The sequence below is a fragment of the Mucilaginibacter oryzae genome (assembly GCF_003148845.1).
In the GTDB taxonomy this organism is placed as follows: domain Bacteria; phylum Bacteroidota; class Bacteroidia; order Sphingobacteriales; family Sphingobacteriaceae; genus Mucilaginibacter; species Mucilaginibacter oryzae.
Genome location: NZ_QGHA01000007.1, coordinates 62,746 through 82,664, shown reverse-complemented (window position 1 = coordinate 82,664; position 19,919 = coordinate 62,746). Strand labels below are relative to the sequence as shown.

At 42.8% G+C, this 19,919-nt stretch carries 20 protein-coding genes; 12 read left to right on the top strand and 8 right to left on the bottom strand.

All coding sequences use genetic code 11. The features are described 5' to 3' along the window. Nucleotides 1-99: 99 nt before the first annotated feature. A complete protein-coding gene (locus tag LX99_RS17945; RefSeq protein WP_109609122.1) occupies nt 100-939 on the top strand; it encodes an AraC family transcriptional regulator in 840 nt (279 codons plus the stop codon). Nucleotides 940-977: 38 nt separating this feature from the next. Here LX99_RS17945 and LX99_RS17940 read toward each other — a convergent pair whose 3' ends face one another. Both LX99_RS17940 and LX99_RS17935 read right to left on the bottom strand, forming a co-directional pair. Beyond that, nucleotides 978-2,111: a ubiquitin family protein gene (locus tag LX99_RS17940; protein ID WP_109609121.1), complete on the bottom strand. Its 1,134-nt coding sequence runs from the start codon at nt 2,109-2,111 to the stop codon at nt 978-980. A 3-nt stretch (nt 2,112-2,114) separates the two neighbouring features. Continuing rightward, on the bottom strand, nt 2,115-3,281 hold the full coding sequence (locus LX99_RS17935) for a hypothetical protein (protein WP_109609120.1): 1,167 nt from the start codon (nt 3,279-3,281) through the stop codon (nt 2,115-2,117). Nucleotides 3,282-3,462: 181 nt separating this feature from the next. Between LX99_RS17935 and LX99_RS17930 the strand changes: the two genes are divergently transcribed. The 6 genes from LX99_RS17930 (at nt 3,463) to LX99_RS17905 (ending at nt 9,214) form a co-directional block, all read left to right on the top strand. Beyond that, on the top strand, nt 3,463-4,239 hold the full coding sequence (locus LX99_RS17930; protein ID WP_109609119.1) for an HNH endonuclease: 777 nt from the start codon (nt 3,463-3,465) through the stop codon (nt 4,237-4,239). 52 nt (nt 4,240-4,291) lie between these two features. After that, nucleotides 4,292-4,618 carry a hypothetical protein gene (locus tag LX99_RS25380; protein ID WP_146203155.1) on the top strand — a complete coding sequence of 109 codons (327 nt, stop codon included), beginning with the start codon at nt 4,292-4,294 and terminating at the stop codon, nt 4,616-4,618. Between the two features lie 284 nt (nt 4,619-4,902). Continuing rightward, on the top strand, nt 4,903-5,583 hold the full coding sequence (locus tag LX99_RS17920; protein WP_109609117.1) for a DUF6134 family protein: 681 nt from the start codon (nt 4,903-4,905) through the stop codon (nt 5,581-5,583). A gap of 19 nt (nt 5,584-5,602) precedes the next feature. Continuing rightward, complete coding sequence (locus LX99_RS17915; protein WP_109609116.1) at nt 5,603-6,244, top strand: RNA polymerase sigma-70 factor; 642 nt, start codon at nt 5,603-5,605, stop codon at nt 6,242-6,244. After that, nucleotides 6,241-7,230, top strand: a complete 990-nt coding sequence (locus LX99_RS17910; protein ID WP_109609115.1) for a FecR domain-containing protein — start codon at nt 6,241-6,243, stop codon at nt 7,228-7,230. The genes LX99_RS17915 and LX99_RS17910 overlap by 4 nt, the downstream gene beginning before the upstream one ends. 259 nt (nt 7,231-7,489) lie before the next feature. After that, entirely contained in the window at nt 7,490-9,214 is a 1,725-nt protein-coding gene (locus LX99_RS17905; RefSeq protein WP_170122740.1) for an STN and carboxypeptidase regulatory-like domain-containing protein, read from the top strand. A gap of 437 nt (nt 9,215-9,651) precedes the next feature. Here the strand turns inward: LX99_RS17905 and LX99_RS17900 are convergent, their stop codons facing one another. After that, entirely contained in the window at nt 9,652-11,184 is a 1,533-nt protein-coding gene (locus LX99_RS17900; RefSeq protein ID WP_109609113.1) for a Do family serine endopeptidase, read from the bottom strand. 193 nt (nt 11,185-11,377) lie between these two features. Between LX99_RS17900 and dapF the strand changes: the two genes are divergently transcribed. Beyond that, nucleotides 11,378-12,163, top strand: coding sequence for a diaminopimelate epimerase (gene dapF / locus LX99_RS17895; RefSeq protein WP_109609112.1), 786 nt, complete (start codon nt 11,378-11,380; stop codon nt 12,161-12,163). A gap of 134 nt (nt 12,164-12,297) precedes the next feature. Here the strand turns inward: dapF and LX99_RS17890 are convergent, their stop codons facing one another. The 4 genes from LX99_RS17890 to LX99_RS25750 all read right to left on the bottom strand — a co-directional run bounded on the left by LX99_RS17890 (nt 12,298) and on the right by LX99_RS25750 (nt 14,812). Continuing rightward, nucleotides 12,298-12,711 (bottom strand): hypothetical protein, encoded by a 414-nt coding sequence (locus tag LX99_RS17890; protein ID WP_022834194.1) that lies wholly within the window; start codon nt 12,709-12,711, stop codon nt 12,298-12,300. 221 nt (nt 12,712-12,932) lie between these two features. Next, the gene (locus LX99_RS17885) at nt 12,933-13,802 is read right to left on the bottom strand and encodes a DUF4349 domain-containing protein (protein WP_109609111.1); all 870 of its coding nucleotides are present in this window, start codon (nt 13,800-13,802) and stop codon (nt 12,933-12,935) included. Between the two features lie 116 nt (nt 13,803-13,918). Next, a complete protein-coding gene (locus tag LX99_RS17880; RefSeq protein ID WP_109609110.1) occupies nt 13,919-14,245 on the bottom strand; it encodes a nucleotide pyrophosphohydrolase in 327 nt (108 codons plus the stop codon). A 393-nt stretch (nt 14,246-14,638) separates the two neighbouring features. Further along, nucleotides 14,639-14,812, bottom strand: coding sequence for a hypothetical protein (locus LX99_RS25750; protein ID WP_170122739.1), 174 nt, complete (start codon nt 14,810-14,812; stop codon nt 14,639-14,641). A gap of 166 nt (nt 14,813-14,978) precedes the next feature. Here LX99_RS25750 and LX99_RS17875 point away from each other — a divergent pair, with 166 nt between their 5' ends. The 4 genes from LX99_RS17875 (at nt 14,979) to LX99_RS17860 (ending at nt 19,109) form a co-directional block, all read left to right on the top strand. Continuing rightward, on the top strand, nt 14,979-15,575 hold the full coding sequence (locus LX99_RS17875) for a Crp/Fnr family transcriptional regulator (protein ID WP_109609109.1): 597 nt from the start codon (nt 14,979-14,981) through the stop codon (nt 15,573-15,575). 116 nt (nt 15,576-15,691) lie between these two features. After that, nucleotides 15,692-16,279, top strand: a complete 588-nt coding sequence (locus LX99_RS17870) for a DUF308 domain-containing protein (RefSeq protein WP_109609108.1) — start codon at nt 15,692-15,694, stop codon at nt 16,277-16,279. A gap of 247 nt (nt 16,280-16,526) precedes the next feature. Further along, complete coding sequence (locus tag LX99_RS17865; RefSeq protein ID WP_109609107.1) at nt 16,527-17,714, top strand: DUF2062 domain-containing protein; 1,188 nt, start codon at nt 16,527-16,529, stop codon at nt 17,712-17,714. Between the two features lie 114 nt (nt 17,715-17,828). After that, nucleotides 17,829-19,109, top strand: coding sequence for a cation:proton antiporter (locus LX99_RS17860; RefSeq protein WP_109609106.1), 1,281 nt, complete (start codon nt 17,829-17,831; stop codon nt 19,107-19,109). On the opposite strand, the gene LX99_RS17855 is transcribed toward LX99_RS17860, so the two are convergent. Further along, nucleotides 19,091-19,876 carry a DUF4261 domain-containing protein gene (locus LX99_RS17855; RefSeq protein ID WP_109609105.1) on the bottom strand — a complete coding sequence of 262 codons (786 nt, stop codon included), beginning with the start codon at nt 19,874-19,876 and terminating at the stop codon, nt 19,091-19,093. The genes LX99_RS17860 and LX99_RS17855 overlap by 19 nt on opposite strands. Nucleotides 19,877-19,919: the final 43 nt, after the last annotated feature.

Genomic DNA, 19,919 nt, shown 5'->3' with positions numbered 1-19,919 from the left:
TCTCCGGAAGAGAGGGGCTTTGAGTAGCAGGGTATTCATTTTTATTAACAAACCAAACGATCAAAGTCCTCTCCCCCGGAGAGGATTTAGGTGAGGCTTATGATCAAACAAAACCTGTACGAACCCTTTAGCATCCAGCACCAAACGCTGGATGTGTACACTAAACCGGAGCATAAACATAACTTTTTTGAGTTGGTTTACATTGTTAACGGTACCGGCGAGCAGTGCATTAACCAAAGCAAGTTCAAATACCAGCCGGGCCACCTCTTTTTGCTCACGCCCGACGATTGCCATACCTTTAACATCGAAACCACTACCCGGTTTTTCTTTTTGCAGTTTAACCATATTTACCTTAAAAACGGCGCGCTGCATAACGAAAGTGTAAAGCGTTTGGAGTATATATTGCACAATGCTAACCACCAGCCGGGCTGCATCCTTAAAAATATAACAGATAAGCAACTGGTTGCGCCCATGGTGGAGGCCATGATGCGCGAGGTGGAAAACAAAGACCTGTACAACCACGAACTGGTGCAGCAACTGGTGAACACCCTTATTATTGTAGTGGCCCGCAACATTGCCAAATACCTGCCCGAACAGGTAAACCCCGGCACCGAAGAGCGCGCAACCGACATACTGCAATACATACAGAACAATATTTACTACCCCGAAAAGCTAAAGGTTGAAGCCATCAGCAACACCTTCGGCATTTCGGAAGCCTACCTGGGCAAATATTTTAAACGCCACACCTCCGAAACCCTGCAACAATACGTTACCAACTACAAAACCAAACTGATTGAGCATCGCCTCCGGTTTAGTGATAAACGCCTGAATGAAATAGCCTCCGAATTTGGCTTTACCGACGAAAGCCATTTTAATAAGTTTTTTAAGAAGCAGAGGGTGAAGAGCCCGAAGGAGTTTAGGCGGTTGGTGAGGGGGTGAAGGATCACCAACCAATGCTTAATAGGTTATATTTTAAATTAAGAGGCCTCCGCTAACGCTATTGGATTTTTATTATAGTTTATTAAAGCATAAATTATTATGTCTTCAAAAATCTGAACCAACTCTGTTATTATTGTTTCTTTATCTATTACATTTCTGTAGCTATGTGTGACTAGATTTCTAAAGTCATATATTCTATCAGGCAGTGAACTTCTTGTTTTATAATCTAGACTATCAAATAGATTGGAAAACGCTTCCTCAAATTCTCTTTGAAGCTCAATTGAAATAGTGGTATTATTGAATACGCTTTTTATAAGATCTCTTTCTTTTGATGCCGTGTTTATGTATTCTTTAAAATCGTTTTTTGTGATTTTTTTGGATGTGTAGTCGTTTAAGTAATTTTCAAATAAATCATTAAACTCGTCTTCCATGAGTTGTTCAATTATTTGATACAGGAATATAAACCGCACCAGTGAATCATCTGTCTTAAGAAGGTGTTTGATAAAAAGAGATTCCACATACTTGTTAGATGAGATATTGAATTTGGCCTTTTTTAAATTTATTCGAAGCCTTTGCCTACGCATTTCATCAACAAAGTCATTTTTGGCTAAAACAGGTTTTCTAATAAAATCCTCTTGAAAAATTGAATATCCATACTTGTATAGTGACAAACGATAATTGTTGAAATTAAAATCGTTGATTGTTTCTATTGTATCTCTACTTAAAATACAAATTAGAGTGGAATCGTTGTAGATATCGGTAATTAACAAGTCGGTATTTACATCAGTAGGTTTCAAAATTTTAGCATAGTCATTTAAAAGTTTGTATTGAGCAACATACTTATATCGATTAAGATTCCGGTTGTCAGAAAAATCGTTGTCATTAGAAATTAATACTGTAATAGGAAAAATCCATCCCAGTCTTTCTTTTTTTTCATCGCAATAAACTTGAAAAACATCATTCTCTGCATTTAAATAGGGGTTATCCAAGAAAAAGAGATCGAATCTCGTTGGATCCCATGAAGCATCAACAAGAGGAATGTATTTAATTCTTATTTCTTCTCCGGAAGAATCACTTAATAAAAAATAAGACTTCTGTCGCTCTTCGATGAATGCGATTGTTTCGAAAATTTTATCGGAATTGGATAAGGGGCTTAATAATTTTAAGGACATTGCCTATTGGGTTTTTCTTTCGTATTGAGAAAATGCTTCATTTATTGATTTTCCAATATCTAAATATCCATCGGACTTTTTATCAAATAACTCTCTGAAAAAGAAATGAAAATACATTCTTTGATCATTGCCAATCTTTTTTGCTTTGCTTCTTACTTCATCGAGCTTAGTTATTAAAACATCCAAGTCTTGAGTTATATTAGCATCTTCCAATCCATTAATAAGTCCTATTACATCTTTTACTTCATCAATAAGTTTAAAATCTAATAATTTACCGAGCGCTGAACCAAATCCTGTCATCGCTTGAGATTTATTGAAGATTTTTAACGTATTCTTTCCAAATGCTTGCCCCGTAAGTCTTATATTTTTCTCGTCTAAACTCCACCCGTCGGAAAGTTGATCCATCTTTTTTACGAATGCATCATAAGTAATTAGAAAATCTTTAAACAAATCTTTATCTTGATTTTCGATGGATAACTTTTCCAAACTCTTAATGTTATCGAGTATATCTGTCCTGTCTAAACCTAAATAGTCTCTATCAAGATATGAGCTAAAGCCATCAATTATGTCCTTGAACTTATATTCCCCTAAGTTGTTTGGAGCCTGGTCGTCTACTTCTTTTAATAAAGTTATACCGTTAATATTTTCTCGGATATAGTCTGAGTAAATCATTTCAATTTGATGTCTACTTGACATTGGTGTTTGACCAGTGTTTAAGGTCAACATACGATATAATATACCTAGCTTATTTATACCTAAATAAATTTCAACCCTCAATTTATTCTTTAACACCTTGTTTGTGTCAGGATCATTCCGCTCATTTAATTCGTTAATAAGATCCCTAATAGTATAGGTTCTCTGCAAACCGTCGAGTATAATTAGTTTCTCTTTTTGATCTATAATGGTCTGCACCAACTTATCGTCAGTTTCATCTATCTTCGGTCGGGCCTCAACTGCCAATGCAAGTACAATAGGAGGAATAACACAGCCTTGTCTCAAATCGGTTTTTAATAAATTATAAATCGACGATGCGGACCCGACTCTACGCCGTTGAAATTCGTTGTTTTTTAAAATATCCTTAGATAAAGAGTAATATTCTTCAATATCTATTTCAATTAAAATATTTAGTGAATTAATTCGATTGTCGTATAATCTGTCTCTTACTATCATTGAAATAGAGTATTGAAATTATTAATTAAGCCAATATAGGGAATATTGAGATTAAAATAATCGACATCTATTAATTTTTAAAGCGTCGATGAGCTTTGTCAGCAGCGGCCTTTTTCAATTATAGTATAAGTAAATATTTAAATATCTTTAAAAAAAATATTTTCAAAAAAGAGATTATTTCATGAAACAAGGCCAAACACTCTGGACAAAAGACGAGCTGACTTTAGCCATCAACTTATACAGCAAATTACTATTTGGCCAAATCCATCAAGGCAATCCTTTAATAAAAGAACTGGCGGCTTTAATAGGAAGAACACCGGGCTCGGTAGCTTACAAACTTGTCAACTTTGCAAGTCTTGATCCTGTTTTGAAACAACATGGTATCAAAGGAATGAGCAACGCCAGTAAACTTGATAGAGAGATTTGGGATGAATACATGCATCGTTGGGATGAAAAATACATGGAGGGCGAGGTACTATTGGCTCAAAAGAAACATACCACGGTAGAAAAATTATATGCTATCAACCTTGATGAATATCAAGAGGAAGGATGGCGGGAAGCTATTAGATCGGTTAAGTTACGTTTAAATCAATCAATCTTTAGAGATGTAGTGCTTTCAAATTACAATAATCAATGCTGCGTTACGGGCGTGGCTATCCCCGGTTTACTGGTTGCAAGTCATATCGCACCATGGAGCAAGGACAAGGGAAATCGCCTAAACCCACATAATGGTTTTGCATTTATCGCTTTATATGATAAAGCGTTTGATAAGCACATGATTACGATTACAGAAGATTTTAAGGTAAAGGTTTCGACAAAGTTTTATGACCAAAAAGATGTCAAAGCCATCAAACAAAACTTCATTGATATCGACGGCCAGCAAATTATCGAACCAAAGAAATTTTACCCTAAAGCGGAGTTTCTGAAGATGCACAATGATATTTTTGCGAACCGATAAAAGTTCACTTATCTCCGATTGACAACCACCCCCATCCGGCCTACCTTGCCGCATGCCCAACATCAAATTCAACTACCTATACCGCGATGCTGGTAATTACAAAAACTTCAGCAGCGTAGTATTCAACAATCCTCAAAATATGGAGCTGTCCATATTGGACGACTTAATTCGGTCCAAACTGATATCTCATCATTGGTTTTACGCAGATCAATGGCAAGTACCCGATCTACACTTCGGCACCTGGAATAATGATCTCGACCATACCTTTCACGAATTTGAAAGCTTGGAATATACCGATGAAGAGACCAACAGCGAAATAAATATAAACGTATTCGCTGATATCCTTAAAAAGCTCCCAACCCTGCCGACATCCGGTTAAAAATTTCTCCACGAATTTTTGCGAATTATCGAATTGCACAAATTCCTTAAATGAAGCCATGATACCAATTCGTGTAATTCGATTAATTGCAGTCGGCTTGCTAAGCATTCGTGTGAAAATTTCTATTCCAATTTTACTATATTTGAAAAAGTATATAATTCATATAGACAAAGTATAATAAATTCAATCCAAAAAAATGCAATCACATAGGGGTAACAGTTTAGGTTGTTGTAATAAAGTAAACGCGTTTGCTACTTTATTCAATTACCTTAAAACCATTACCCATGATACCCGCATTAATAATTTGGTTATTTAAAAAATATATCCTCCCCGCTTTTCGTAACAAAACATTCCCAACTGTAAAATTTCTGAAGCCGCTAAAACGGGCTGCCACAATTTTGGCCTTGCTGGGCCTGGCGGCGGGCAGCGCGGCGCAGGAGCAAACGGTTAAGTACAATGTGCTACATAGCGGCAAGGTGGTTGGTCACCTCAATTTGTACCGCAGGCAGCAGGGCGATGAGCTGTACCTTAAAATGATCTCGCAGGTTAAAATGCGCTTTATTTTCAGCGTAAAGGTTGACATTCAGGAAGAGAGCATGTTTAGCAAGGGCAAGCTCATCAACTCTACCGTTTGCCGCCATGTTAATGATAAGGAAAAGTGCAATCGCCAAACCAGGGCAGTGGCTTCGGGCTACCAAACGGTGGCCGAGGGTAAATGCGGCAAGCTTGATCAGCAGCAGATTGGCGCTAACCTGATGCTGTTGTACTGCCGTGAGCCGGATGATCAGGCGCAGGTATATTCAGATAACTTTCAGCAGTTTTTGCAGGTGAAGCAGGTGAGCCCGCATGTGTACCGCATTGACCTGCCCGATGGCAATTACAATTTTTACAGTTATACCAACGGCGTGTGCAGCAAGGTTGATATTCACCACACGCTGTACACCATCCAAATTCAGCCGGCCTGATTTTTAACAACTGCACGCTATGAATTTAAAGGCCAAACCTGCTATCTTTAATGCCGACATCTACACCCTGAAAGTGGAATACAGCGATAGCACGGCCATTACTTTAATAAAACAGGGAAGCCAAAAGGCTTTTGAGCGACTATTTAAAGATCACTTTAAAAGTCTGCATGCCTACGCCTACACTTTTTTAAAGGATGATGAACAGGCCGAAGAGGTGGTGCAAAACGTTTTTTGCCGGGTTTGGGAGAAACGCGACCAGCTAAAAACCGATGGTAGCATTAAGGCCTACCTTTACCGGGCCGTGCATAACGAAAGTTTAAACTACCTGAAGCACCAACAGGTGCGCAGCAATTTTGGCGTTTATTATGCCGGAGAGATGGAACAAAACACAGGCGGCGATGAGCCGGCCTCGAAAAAACTGATGGCTGCCGAACTGCAAAGCCACATTGAAAAAGCTCTGAGCGAACTGCCCGAGCAGTGCCGCATTATTTTTCAGCTCAGCAGGTTCGAGCAGTTAAAATACCAGCAAATTGCCGATCAGATGGGCCTTTCGATCAAAACCATCGAAAACCAGATGGGCAAGGCGCTGCGGGTAATGCGCCAGAAGCTGGCCGAATTTTTACCCATTATTTTATTGTTATTAATTGATTGGTTTGTATGAGCTATACCGGTATGCCCATAAATGATGATTTGCTGGTGAAATACCTTGTTGGCGAAGCCACGCCCGCCGAGGCCGAAGCGATACAAAACTGGCTTGCGGCCGATGCGGCCAACCGGCAGGAGTACGAAAATTTTAAACTGATTTGGGATCAGAGCCAGCAGATTGCAGGCACCCGTAATGTGGACGAGGATGCTGCTTTTATCCGCCTGCAAAACCGGCTGAATAAAACCGAAGATGCCGTGCCGCTTGTTAAAGTGCAAAAAATGAAGCCCGGGTATTGGGTGGGGATAGCGGCATCGGTATTGTTGATTTGCACGGTGGCCTGGTTAACCATCAGCCGTTATTATAGTAACGATTTTATTTCGGTTGTAACCATCGAAAGTAATAACGAGCCCCGTACTACAACCCTGCCAGACATGTCGGAAGTTACACTGAACAGCCATAGCACGCTGAGGTATCCCGAGAAATTTAGCGGAACAATCCGCCCGGTAACCATGAAGGGGGAGGCCTTTTTTAAAGTATCGCCCGATAAAACAAAACCGTTTATTATTAAGGTGAACGGTGTAACGGTTAGGGTGGTTGGCACGTCATTCAATGTAAAAAGCCGCGACGGCAAAACGCAGGTAATTGTAGAAACCGGCATTGTGAACGTAAGCGAAAAAAGCAAAAGCATCAACCTCAACCCCGGCGAAAAAGTACTGGTAACCAAACAGGAGGGCTTGCAGGCCAAAGAAAACATCCGCGGCAGGCTGTACAACTACTACGCCACCCACCAGTTGGTATGCGACCAAACCCCGCTGCATGAACTGGTGGCTTCGCTAAACGAAGTTTACGGCGCGCACATCAGCATAGGCAATAAAGCCATTGAGAATTTGCCCATTACCACAGTTTTTAAAGATCAGCCCCTGGATGATGTGCTGCTGGTGATTAAAGAAACATTTAAGGTGAAAGTGGACAAGGGTAAGAAGGGGATTGTGTTGCGGTAGTGGCGGGTCACCCTGAGCTTGTGGAAGGGTAGCTTGGAGAGGCCTGCCCACCATGCTTCGACGGGTGCAACATGACACCAATCTAAATATAAATAATATAAAAACTATGTCATTTCGACTAGCATGTGTGGGTAAAAGCGGGGAGCGAGGAGAAATCTTATACAAGCAGCCGGTGAGCTTTGCAAGGCGGATAAGATTTCTCCTCACGCCCGCGCGCAGGCCATCCCCTGTTCGTCGAAATGACAAGTGGTTTTTTGCAATGTTACTGCTCCTCCTCGGCAGCCTAACCAATCACGCCCATGCCAGCTCCATCCTCTCCAAAAACATCACCGTACATGTAACCCGGATGCGCCTGGGCACGGTGCTCAAAACCATCGAAGAAAAGGGCAATTTTTACTTTTCGTACAACAGCAATATTGTAAAAACCGATAGCCTGGTTACCGTTAATGCCGATAACCAGACCATTAAAGAGGTGCTTGACCAGATGCTTAGCTACCGCTTTGAATACCATGAGGCTAAAAATTTTGTAATATTAAGATATGCCCCCCTGCGGCTTAATATAGTGACCGATAAAGCCGCCACCGAAGGCGACAGCTATACCATAAGCGGTACGGTAACCGATGAGCAAACCGGCAAGAAGCTGCCCAATGCCAGCGTATACTCGCACGAAGAACTGCAATCGGTATTAACGGATAAGGATGGGCACTTCGATCTGAACCTGCATAACCAGAACCAGCCCGTTACCATCACCATCAGCAAGGAGTTTTATAAGGATACCACCATTACTTTTTTAGCCGATGTAAAGGTTACAAGCACCGATACCACCATCGGTAAAAAGAAAACACTGCTGGGTTATATTTTGAGTGATGATTATAATGGCATTGAAAAAACATCATTAGGGAAACTGTTCCTTTCCACCAAACAACAGGTAGAAGCCGCCAACCTGCGCGGGTTGATAGCCCAGGCGCCATTCCAGGCCTCCGCTATTCCCGGCGTAAGTACCCACGGCGATTTCGGCGGACAGATCGTTAACATCGTTTCGCTTAACGCAGTAGGCGGCTATAATGCCGGAGTAGATGGTTTTGAAATGGGCCTGATCTTTAACCTGGATAAGGGCGATGTTGGCGCGGTGCAGATAGCCGGGGTTTTTAATGTGGTAGGCGGTTCGGTAAACGGTGTACAATTAGGCGGGCTTTACAACAATGTGCTGGGCAATGTGCGCGGCATTCAACTATCGCTGCTGCATAACAGTGTAAAGCAGGATATGGACGGCATCCAGCTTTCGGGTTTATACAATCATACCCGGGGTTCGGTAAGAGGGATCCAGTTAGGGGCGATCGGTAACATCGCCGGGAAAAATTCGGATGCGCTGCAACTGGCCGCTGTAGGCAACATTGCCGGCCAAAAGTTTAGCGGAGTGCAGGCAGCCGCAGTTTTTAACTACGCCAAACACCTAACCGGGGTACAAATAGGTTTGGTTAATATTGCCGATACCTCGTCGGGCTTCAGCATCGGGTTGCTCAATATTATTAAAAGCGGTTACCATAAACTGGCAATTTCAACCAACGAAACCCAAAACCTTCATCTCGCTTTTAAAAACGGCAATAACAAGCTGTACACCATATGGCAGGGCGGCATGCGGTTTGATGAAAACAGCAAACTATACTCGTTCGGCTTAGGTTTTGGCCGCGAGTTTGGCCTGGGCCGAAAACTGGCCATCAATACCGAATTAGGTTCGGGCTACCTGTACCAGGGCACCTGGCTTAAAACAAACCTGCTTAACAGGTTTAACCTGGATCTCACTTTTAAAGTAGCCAGGCTGTTTTCTATAGCTGCCGGGCCATCGTTAAATTTCCTGTATTCAGATCAGCGTTCGCGGATTGACGGTTATGCCTACACGCGCGATCTGCACCACTCCTTTATTGAAGGCAACCGCAACTGGACAGGCTGGGTAGGCTGGAGTGTAGGGATTAATCTGTTTTAAAATAAGAATATGCTAAAATAGGCGAACCCAAAAGCGCGGTGGCGCGACAGAAAAGCGGGGCAGGGAGTATGGCCTTGCGGGGAGAAGCTTTTTTCTGTCTTGGGTTTTTGGTTTTGGGCCAAGCCAAAAGTAATAGCCATTCCGCGGCGAATGAGCGGGCCAATGCTGTTGGTATTGGATCAAAGTCTGTATTCTAACGAGAATAACGAAACCTTTTCGAAGCGGCATTCACATTGGGGGATAATTTCTAACAGCTTTCTGCTATTTAACAAACATTGGCCCGCTCAATCGTAGCCCCCTCTAAATCTCCCCCGGAATGGGGAGACTTTTAAAAGCCCTCCCTTCCGGTGAGGGTTGAGTGGGGCTTACGTCAGCCATCAAACAAAAAGCCCCGATCAAAACGACCGGGGCTTTCCTATTAAAAATCACTTAAAAACTTATTGAGCCGGGAACGCGCTGCTAAAGTGCGAACCATCCGGGTATAAACCGGCAATGATGATATTACCCTGTATCGGTTTTACAATAGCTTTGTCAATATCATCAACACTGTTAACCGGTACTTTATTAATGCTGGTAATTACTACACCTTCAGGTATTTCTGCAGCATCAAACAAACCGCCCTCACGTACCTGGGTTACCAGTACACCGCTGTTAACACGCAGCTTGTTTTTTTCGGCAGGGGTTAAAGCGTGGAAGCTTGCGCCCAGTTTATTAAATAACTCCTCGGCCGATTTTGAATTTGCAGCCACACGGTTAGCCGGAGCAGCATCGCCTTTAAGGGTGATCGAAAAATCTTTATCCTTGCCATCGCGCAGCACGGTGATATTGATCTTATCGCCGGGTTGCAGTCGGGCTACGCGTTCCTGCAGGTCTGACGATTCATAAACAGGCTGTCCTTCCACTTTTACAATGATATCGCCTTTACGTAAACCGGCCTGTTCGGCGCCACCGCCCGGAACCAGGTCGTTAACATATAAACCGTTAGTGGTTGATACATCAAGCTGCTGGGCTTTATCCGGGTTAAGCTCGGTGAAGGTTACACCAACATAACCGCGTTTTACAGCGCCAAATTTTTTGATATCATTCAGTACTTTTTTGGCCAGGTTAATAGGGATGGCGAAGCCATAGCCTTCGTACGAGCCGGTATGCGAAGCGATAGCCGCGTTAATACCAATTAGTTCGCCACGGGTATTTACGAGGGCGCCGCCGCTGTTACCAGGGTTAATGGCAGCGTCTGTTTGGATAAACGATTCGATAGCCTTGTTCAATTTCGGACCGCTCTGACGGCTTGTACGGCCAAATGGATTGTCATCATCGTTGTTTTCGCTACCGATAACGCCAATGCTGCGGCCTTTGGCGCTGATAATACCGGCGGTTACAGTAGAGGTAAGGTTAAAAGGGTTACCTACCGCTAAAACCCACTCACCAACTTTGGCATCATCGCTATTGCCTAATTTTACAATAGGCAGGTTGGTTGCGCTCACTTTAATCAGGGCCAGGTCGGTATTGGGGTCGGTACCGATCACTTTGGCGCTGAATGTACGGTGATCATTAGTGGCAACGGTGATTTTATCGGCCTTTTCAACCACGTGGTTATTGGTTACGATATAACCATCGGGCGAGATGATCACACCCGAGCCGGAAGCCATTTGCGGGCCCTGCGGACGAACACGCTGACCGAACATGTCGCCAAACATTTGCTCCAGCTGATCTTGTCCGCCGCCGTTTGATTTAGCGCTGTAAGTAGTGCGGATATAAACTACCGCCGGTGTTGCTACGGCTGCGGCCTGTGTAAAATCCAGATCGCCGGTTGATGAAACCGCAGGCATCGGGTTGCTGGTGAAATATACCTTCTGTTTATCCTCAAAACTCAAATTGTCTGAGTATTTATTTTCAATAACCCGGTATACCCCAAGGGCCATCGCTCCCCCGGCAAAAGCGGTTAATAATGTTAAACCTATCTTTTTCATTTTATAAATTGCCTTTCTTATTATTAAGTTTACTTATTTTACAAATCAAATTTAATACCATATAGACGAGATAATCAATGATAAGTTATCCGCGATTTTGTTAAATTTTGTTAAATGGATAAACAACGGTGTGGTTGATTGTTAGCACGCGTTTTGTTGATATCAACATACTGACACTAAATAAAATACTTACGTGAAATTACACTTCTATAAATACCAGGGCGCAGGCAACGACTTTATTTTGATTGATAACCGCGATAACAGCGTTAATCACCACGATCCTAAGCTGATTTCAAGCCTTTGCGACCGGCGTTTCGGCATCGGCGGCGATGGCCTGATGCTGCTGCAAAACAAGGAAGGTTACGATTTTGAAATGGTTTATTATAATGCCGACGGCCAGCCGAGCAGCATGTGCGGTAATGGCGGGCGCTGCATCGTCGCCTTTGCCAAATTTTTAGGCGTTATTGACAGTGAAACTGAATTTTTGGCGGTTGATGGTCCGCATTATGCCAAAATTACTGCCGAAGGAAATTGGGTAAGCCTCCAGATGATTGATGTAAACGAGGTTAACCGCGATGCCGAAGCATATGTATTGAACACAGGATCGCCCCACTACGTAAAGCTGGTAGACGGCCTGGCCGGTAGAGATATGTACACCGAAGGCTACGCCATCCGCAATAATGAAACTTACCACGAAAAAGGGATCAATGTAAATTTTGTTGAACCGATGGATGAGGGCTACTTTGTACGCACGTTTGAACGTGGCGTTGAAGATGAAACCTATGCCTGCGGTACCGGCGTAACAGCCGTAGCCCTGGCCATGGCCCAACATAACGAACAAACAGGCCACATCACCACCCCCATCAAAGTATTGGGCGGTAACCTCAATATCCGCTTTAATTATGATGGCAGGGCTTTTACCGATATTTTTTTAGAAGGGCCCGCAGAAAAGGTTTTTGAAGGTGATGTTATAATTTGAGAAATTTCTACCGCCATACTGAACTGATTTCAGCATCCCGCAGGAAAAATAGACGCTTTACTTAGCAAGTGACGTGCTGAAATAAATTCAGCATGACTTATCTTCGCTTACTCTCCCTTCAGGGGGCCGGGGGGTTAATGAGCCGGTTTAGCCAATAAACTCAGCAAAGGTACATCCAGTACGCTGCCTATCGATTCGAATATGTTTTTCTTCACCGGCTCCTCTTCCAAATCTTCGGCGTAAAAAATATGATCAACGCCAAGGGCTTTCAAAAAAGGATCAACCTTGGAGTGCCATTTGTTTTTATAACAGCAGATCCTGATATTTTTATAAGCCGGGTTGGTGCTTAAACGACGAAGAATTTTTTCGATATCGTTAATAAGGTAATCGTAATCGAGGATAATTAAATTGGGTTTTATTTCGTGTATGGATGGAAAAATTGACGATATAGACGCGATTTGTTTAAAAACCTTATTATTGGGCAAAAGCTTAACGCCAACTACTTCGGGCGCAACCAGGAGTACAATTTTAGACCGTACACGGATCATAATCAATCAATTAAAAAGGTGATTAAAAGTAGGTGTTAATTTGCTACTTGTCAAGCATTTTTAATTGATTTAATAAGAAATCTGCCTTTTTAATTAAATCTTCATAAAACGGCTACTTTTGGCATTGCGGTTTTTACAATTTTAATATAAAATTAACCTTAAGTGCAAATTTGATAGGCCAAGTATTGTTTTGGTGGGTTCCGGTTTGCCCCATCGTGGTTTTACACCGCAGTTGGCGCCGGGGTGGCTATAGCGGCTTTCTTTTTTCTCCAACGCCTGATCATCAGTAAAATAAAAAGGATGATGATCAATAAAGGCCATAAAGAGATGATGGCAAAGAACATGTTTTGCAATACCTCCCAACCTTCACCAAGCGCTGTTTTAAACTTATAAGCAAATCCGGTTCCCGGGTTTACCTCGCCGGCCTGTTTGGTATAAAAGCTGATATCCAATGATGAATAGCTAACCTGTTTACTGAGGTAATTCAGCTGGCCTTGTGCCGAATCGATAGTGGTACGGATGCTGGCCAGTTTATCTTCAATAGCTAACAGGTCGGTCATTTTGGTGGCCCTGGCTGCCAGTTGCAGGTAACGCTGCTCTAACTGTTTGTTATTGCTGATTTCGGCCCGGGTATCAATAAATTGGGTAGTTACATCGCGGATATGGATATTTTTCGATTCGATATGATCGGCACTGGAATTAAGGCTGTTTAAAAACGCATCGAAATTTTTGGATGGCACCCTGATCTGGAGGCTATATTCTTTCTGGTTGGTTTCGCCGCTGTTGGTTTCGTTTTCTTCGGCAAGGTAGCCGCCTAATTTTTGAAGAGAGCCAACAATGTTTTGCCTCGCCGCTTTTGGGTTGCGGGTTTCAAAGCGAATGTTACCTTCTTTGATGATCTTTTTGGCAGTATCGATAGCCGGAGTAGCCGGATCGATGTGCGCTTTGGCATCTGCTGCCTGATCGGCTTCCAGGGGAGGAGCTGGTGCTGTCAGTACAATATCAGATACCGCAACTTTTTCTGTTGGATGATTGTTACAAGAGGATAGTATCGCGCAAAAGCTAAGCGAAAGGATAAAAGGCGTTTTCATAATAAGGCTGTTAAATTGTTTCAGATAAAACGCCCGTCGCCCTGTTAAATTGTTTTAAACTACAAAGAATCAGAATTAAATTTTGTTTAATGTTGTTTTTCGCAATTTAATTTCATCTATTTTAATTTTTCATTGTTTTTATGCCGTTCGGCATCCCGGATACTTTTCTTCTCCAGGTTCTTCTCCAAAGCTTCGGTAAGGTTGATGCCGGTTTGGTTGGCCAGGCAAATGAGTACAAAAAGCACGTCGGCCATTTCATCAGCCAGGTTAACTTCGGTATCCGATTTTTTGAACGATTGCTCGCCGTAACGTCTCGCCATAATCCGGGCCACTTCGCCAACCTCTTCCATTAAAATGGCAGTGTTGGTGAGTTCGTTAAAATAGCGGATGCCGGTTGTTTTGATCCAGTTGTCAACCAGGTGTTGAGCTTCGTCTATAGTCATAATATGGTTTTATCGACGCCGAATTTCAATAAATTTTCCGGATTGAAACGAATGTAAAAGTTTTAAGGGTTAACGAATAAGAGGGCACTTTATCAGGCAAATCGCTTTTAAAGTTTTTTGTCATATTGAGCGATAGCGAAATATCTTCTGCGGGTGCAAAATCGCTAACTTACAGGGCGAATAAGATGTTTCACTACGTTCAACATGACAAATTGGTTCTTTTGGATAATGAATATCATTATATCTCAAGGCCATCATTGGGGAACGTTTACAAAAATGTTAAAAACGATTCCTGGGCGCTTTATACAATATTGATAAAAAAAACCGCCGCAAACAATTGCGGCGGTTTTTATCTGTATCGTCCCGGTATTATTAAGGGGGAGAAATTAAATTTTAACGGTCGGTGTCTACATATTCCAAAACGCCATTGGGGGTAACCCTGTAGGCCGAGGGCCTTTGCGCGTCGGGATTGGTTTTAGCGCCCTGCTTTCTCCTTTTCGGCGGACCGGCTACTGCCAGCACAATAACGGCCAGGAAAAGGATAATCTCTATCAAACTCAGTAACATGCGGAGGTATTTTTATGTTCATCATTGTGTTATTGATTTTTGATTGTTTTTTATTTGATTTAGTTTGATTGTAAAATAAGAAAATAAAGCAGCTTGTTTTAACCTGGGTGAAAATTACTGTGGTTTTTTGTGCCGATATTTGAAATAATCAGGCTTTGTTAACCGTATGCTAACCAAACAGGATATATTGAACGATGTACTTGGCAAATTTGCCGATCTGTCGGCTAATGATATCAATATCAGTTTGCCTTATTGGCGTAGCCGCAAAATTGAGAAAAGCGATTTTTTCAACATGCAAAATTTTGTTTGTACCGATCTGGCATTAATTACCAAAGGGATTTTTCGCATTTATTATGTACATCCCGAAACGCAGGAGGAAAAAAATATTTACTTTTTTTCCGAGCGGCAGTTCCTGGTATCCTTCCGTAGTTTTATCAACCAATATCCCTGTGCCTATTTTATCCAGGCCATGGATGATGCCGAGATCATTTCTATCAGCTACCATGATCTGCAATATCTTTATACAACGCCAACCGGCTGGCAGCGCTTCGGCCGTTTAATAGCCGAGCTGTTTTTTAACCTTTCGCAGGCCCGTGCCGAAGCCTTTCAATTCAATACAGCCGAAGAACGTTACTTACAAATGTTAGCGCAGCACCCTAACATTATCAACCGGATCCCTGCTTATCATATCTCATCCTACCTGGGCATTAAAAATCCCTCGTTAACCCGTATCAAAAAGCGGCTTGCCCGGCAAAACCCCTAAAAATCGATACAGGGCTGACAATTGCTATCCCTGATCTTCACCCGGGTGAAAATTATTGTTCCGTTTTGTGTACAGTTTTGCTTCATCAAATAAAACACAAAAAAAACTGAAAAATCATGTCAGCAAATAAAACTGTAATCGTCCAAACTTCTGCAGCAACCCGTACCGCCGCTCAATTGCGTAAACTCTATTTTATCAGGGTAATATTTTCAGTTGCCTGGGTAACAGCGGTATCATTATTAGCCAAAACTTCATTTACAGCGGCAACAATATTGCTTGTAATTTATCCTCTCTGGGATGTGGTCGGAACACTTCTGGATATCCGCGCAAACCAGGGCAACGGAACATCGGCAACGCCGCAATATGTTAACCTTGGCATCAGTATCATTACCACAATAGCGGTTAGCTTTGCTATTGATAAAGGCGTACCATCGGCACTGATTGTTTTTGGCGCCTGGGCGTTGTTAACCGGCCTGATCCAACTGGTGCTTGGCGTAAAAAGGCGCAAAGCGTTGGGTGGCCAATGGCCTATGATATTGAGCGGCGGCCAATCAATGCTTGCCGGTATATCATTTATTGCCATGGCGCACTCGCCTGCCATGGGTATCGTTAATTTGGCGGGATACTCGGCTTTTGGTGCTTTTTATTACTTATTAGCGGCCATCAGGTTAGGGAAAACAGCAAAGGGCGCTTTACAGGCCTAATAAATGAGTGCGATTAAAGCCTCCGGTTTGATTATCGGGGGCTTTTCTTTATTACATGAGGCAATGACATATAACGTCGCCCTGGTTTTAAATAATATAAATTGCCGTCGGGCTGTGCTACAATCATATATACAAAAATTTAACCTTTAATTTAACCCGAAACAAATAACTTTGTAAAGCAAAAATAAATCCCGCAAACCCATTAATACCAACCTGAACTTGAAGCCGGTACCTGCGGTTATACCATATGACGGATAATTTACAACATATACAGGCAAAGTTTAAACAGTTACAGGTATGCGTAATTATACCCGCCAATAATAACGATGGTGAGCTGAACACCGTTATGACCGATGTGTTGGCCTATACCGACCAGGTTATTGTGGTTAACTACGGCTCAACAGATAATACACCTGCCGTTATTCAATCATTGCCGCAAGTACAATATGTTAATTATAGTCAAAATACGGGCAAAGGGCAGGCTTTACGTAAGGCATTTGATTTGGCAAGCGAAGGGGGCTATCAATACGCCATCACCATCAATCCGGACGGGCAGCATATTGCTGCCGACCTGCCCGCTTTTATAGAAAAACTGGAGCACGAGCGGGCGGCGCTCATTGTTGGCTCGCGCAATAAGCAGCAACCGGCCTTAAGCAGTTTGATAGATAAGCTTTCCGGTTTTTGTTTTTGGTTGCAAACCGGTATCAAATGCCCGGATGTGCAATCGGGTTATCGTTTGTATCCTGTTCATTTGCTAAACAACAGCAAATACATTACCGGTAACAACAACTTTGAGACAGAAGTGATGGTACGTGCCGCCTGGGAGGGGATCAGGATTGTTTGGGTACCGGTTAGGGCTTATAATTCGCCCAAAGAAACCAGCGGATCGCGTTTTCGTACTTTGAAGGATTTTTCGCGCGTTGGTTTGTTGAATGTGTTTTTGGTGATCACCTCTTTTGTGTGGATCAGGCCCCGCGATTTTTTCAGAACGCTTGGTGATAAAAGAAAAGCGAAGTTAATGCTCAAAAACCTGTTCTTTAACCCTGCGGAATCTCCCGGTTTAAAGGCTGCCTCGGTTGCATTTGGTGTTTTTATGGGGATTATACCCATCTGGGGCTTTCAGTCGCTGGTAGCTATTTCGCTGGCTATCGTTTTCAGGTTAAACAAGGCTATCGTAATTACGGCGGCACACATCAGTTTCCCGCCCATGATCCCGGTTATCATCTTTATGAGCTATAAAACCGGCGGTTTGTGGATGGGCGGCAAGGAGGTGGATATCCCGTTGGATAAAATTTCGCTCAAATCCATTGGCGAGCACATGGAACAATATCTTTATGGCAGTATCTCGCTGGCGGTTATTGCCGGCATTTCGGCGGGATTGCTCGCTTTCGCTTTGTTAAAGCTGTTTAGGCGGAAGCCCGTTCCCGCGTTGTAATTAGTGGATAGTGCTTAAGGGAATTACTCGGAAATTACTGATTGGGGGATAGCGCGTAAGCCTGGCAAGAGCATCTATAGAAGAAAGTAAAACTTTAAGTGCTAAATTTGCGGTATGCATAATACCGATATTCTTGGCCGGTTAACACAGCAGTTCAATTTGCCTTTTACTAATCCGGTACTTATTTTCTCGCTCATCCTCCTGATTATTCTGCTCGCACCAATTGTTATGGGCAAATTTAAAATCCCCGGTATTGTGGGTTTTATTTTGGCAGGGATAGCCATAGGCCCGCACGGATTAAACCTGCTTGCCAAAAATTCGGCGGTCGAGTTGTTTTCAACTATTGGTTTGCTATACATTATGTTCATTGCCGGTGTTGAGCTTGATTTGAACGAGTTTAAGCAGAAAAAGCACCGTAGCCTCGTTTTTGGCTTTTTTACTTTTTGTATTCCTATTGTAATCGGTTTTCCGGTTTGTCATTATTTGCTGGGGTATCCGCTTATTACATCGGCGCTAACAGCCAGTATGTTTGCTACGCATACCCTGGTAGCTTATCCCATTGTTAGTAAGTACGGAATAGCCAAAAACGAAGCGGTGGCCATCAGCGTTGGCGGCACTATCCTTACCGATACAGCCGTTTTAATTCTGTTGCCCGTAATTATGGGGGCTAAAAACGGCGGGTTAGGCTTCAGCTTCTGGCTGCAGCTTGTGAGTTCGCTATCCGTTTTCGCATTTATCATGTTTGTGCTGGTTCCCCCATTGGCACGCTGGTTTTTTAACCGTTATTGCGATAGCAAAACCCTGCCTTATGTGTTTGTGCTGTTCATCGTGTTCCTGTCAGCCTTCCTTTCGCAACTGGCCGGGGTCGAGCCAATTATCGGGGCCTTTGTGGCCGGGTTGGCACTGAATAAAGCGGTACAGCAATCGCAGGTATTAATGCACAGGATTGATTTTGTGGGAAATGCCATCTTCATCCCGTTCTTCCTCATCAGCGTAGGCATGCTGGTTGATCTGCGGGTGCTTACCCGCGGCCCGCAGGCTACCATTGTGGCGCTGGGCCTCACAATTGGCGCATTGCTGGGCAAATGGCTGGCGGCATTATCTACCCAAAAAATATTTAAATATTCGTCAACGCAACGCACATTGATTTTCGGGTTGAGCAGCGCGCATGCGGCAGCCACGCTGGCCATTATATTGGTCGGTTTTAAGGCGCAGATTATTGACGATAATATTTTGAACGGAACTATTATATTGATATTGGTTACGTGCGTGGTGGCATCTTTTGCTACAGAAAAGGCAGGAAAAGAATTAATTGAACCGGTGCAGGAAAGTAAACCGGTTTTAGGTGAAGGTTATCAGCAAAATGCTCCCGACGATCAAAAAATAAGCTTGTAACTATCACCCTCCACAAAAACGGCCTTCGAAAAACCAACCTTGATTTTTTCATCTGCCGAACTGCCAACGGTTTCGCCTGCATTGAGCTTTATGTTGTTCGATATGAGATAGTGAGATACATCGTATAGCAATTCCCGGATACTTGTTAGCGGTGCCGACGTGTCAATTACTTCGATCTCATCAAGCCCAAAAGCTTTGAGGCCATAGGTATAGCCGCTGCGTTGATCGCCGATAGTTCTAAGCCCGATATATATCCACGTATTCAGAGGCAGAAGGGATTCGTCCATTGCTGCGGCTTCAACTTCAATTAAATACTCATTTTTCGGTATTAATAAAGATTGATCCCCGATGTAAACGCCAATAGCATCAGTAGTTTTAAGGATGCTGTTAACTACGTGGGTAATCAGCCTGAAATGCTTAACAAAATTATTATTGGATGATGATAATGCAACGAGAATATAAGCCTTGTGACCCTCAAGGTCTTGGACTGCCGTTGGCCAGTTATACGCATATTGAGCGGTGCCTTCTATATCTTCGTTTGGAATTGGCACCGGCATGGCGGCAATATAAAATAGCTCGCCATCAAATTTAAATGAGGCAGCTTCATTGTCGCCATCTGCTTCGTTTATTACGTGGTTTTTACTGATATCGGATAAAAAATTGTGAAATGAAAAAGAACCGGCTTCAGGGAGCATAACCATTGCCAGGTTTATGCAGGGCTTTTGAATTGGTTCAGGTTTTTTGAAAAGCCTTTTTATAAAATTCATATTGCTAATATAACGTCTGTAAATGTTATCGTGGTGGTTATTT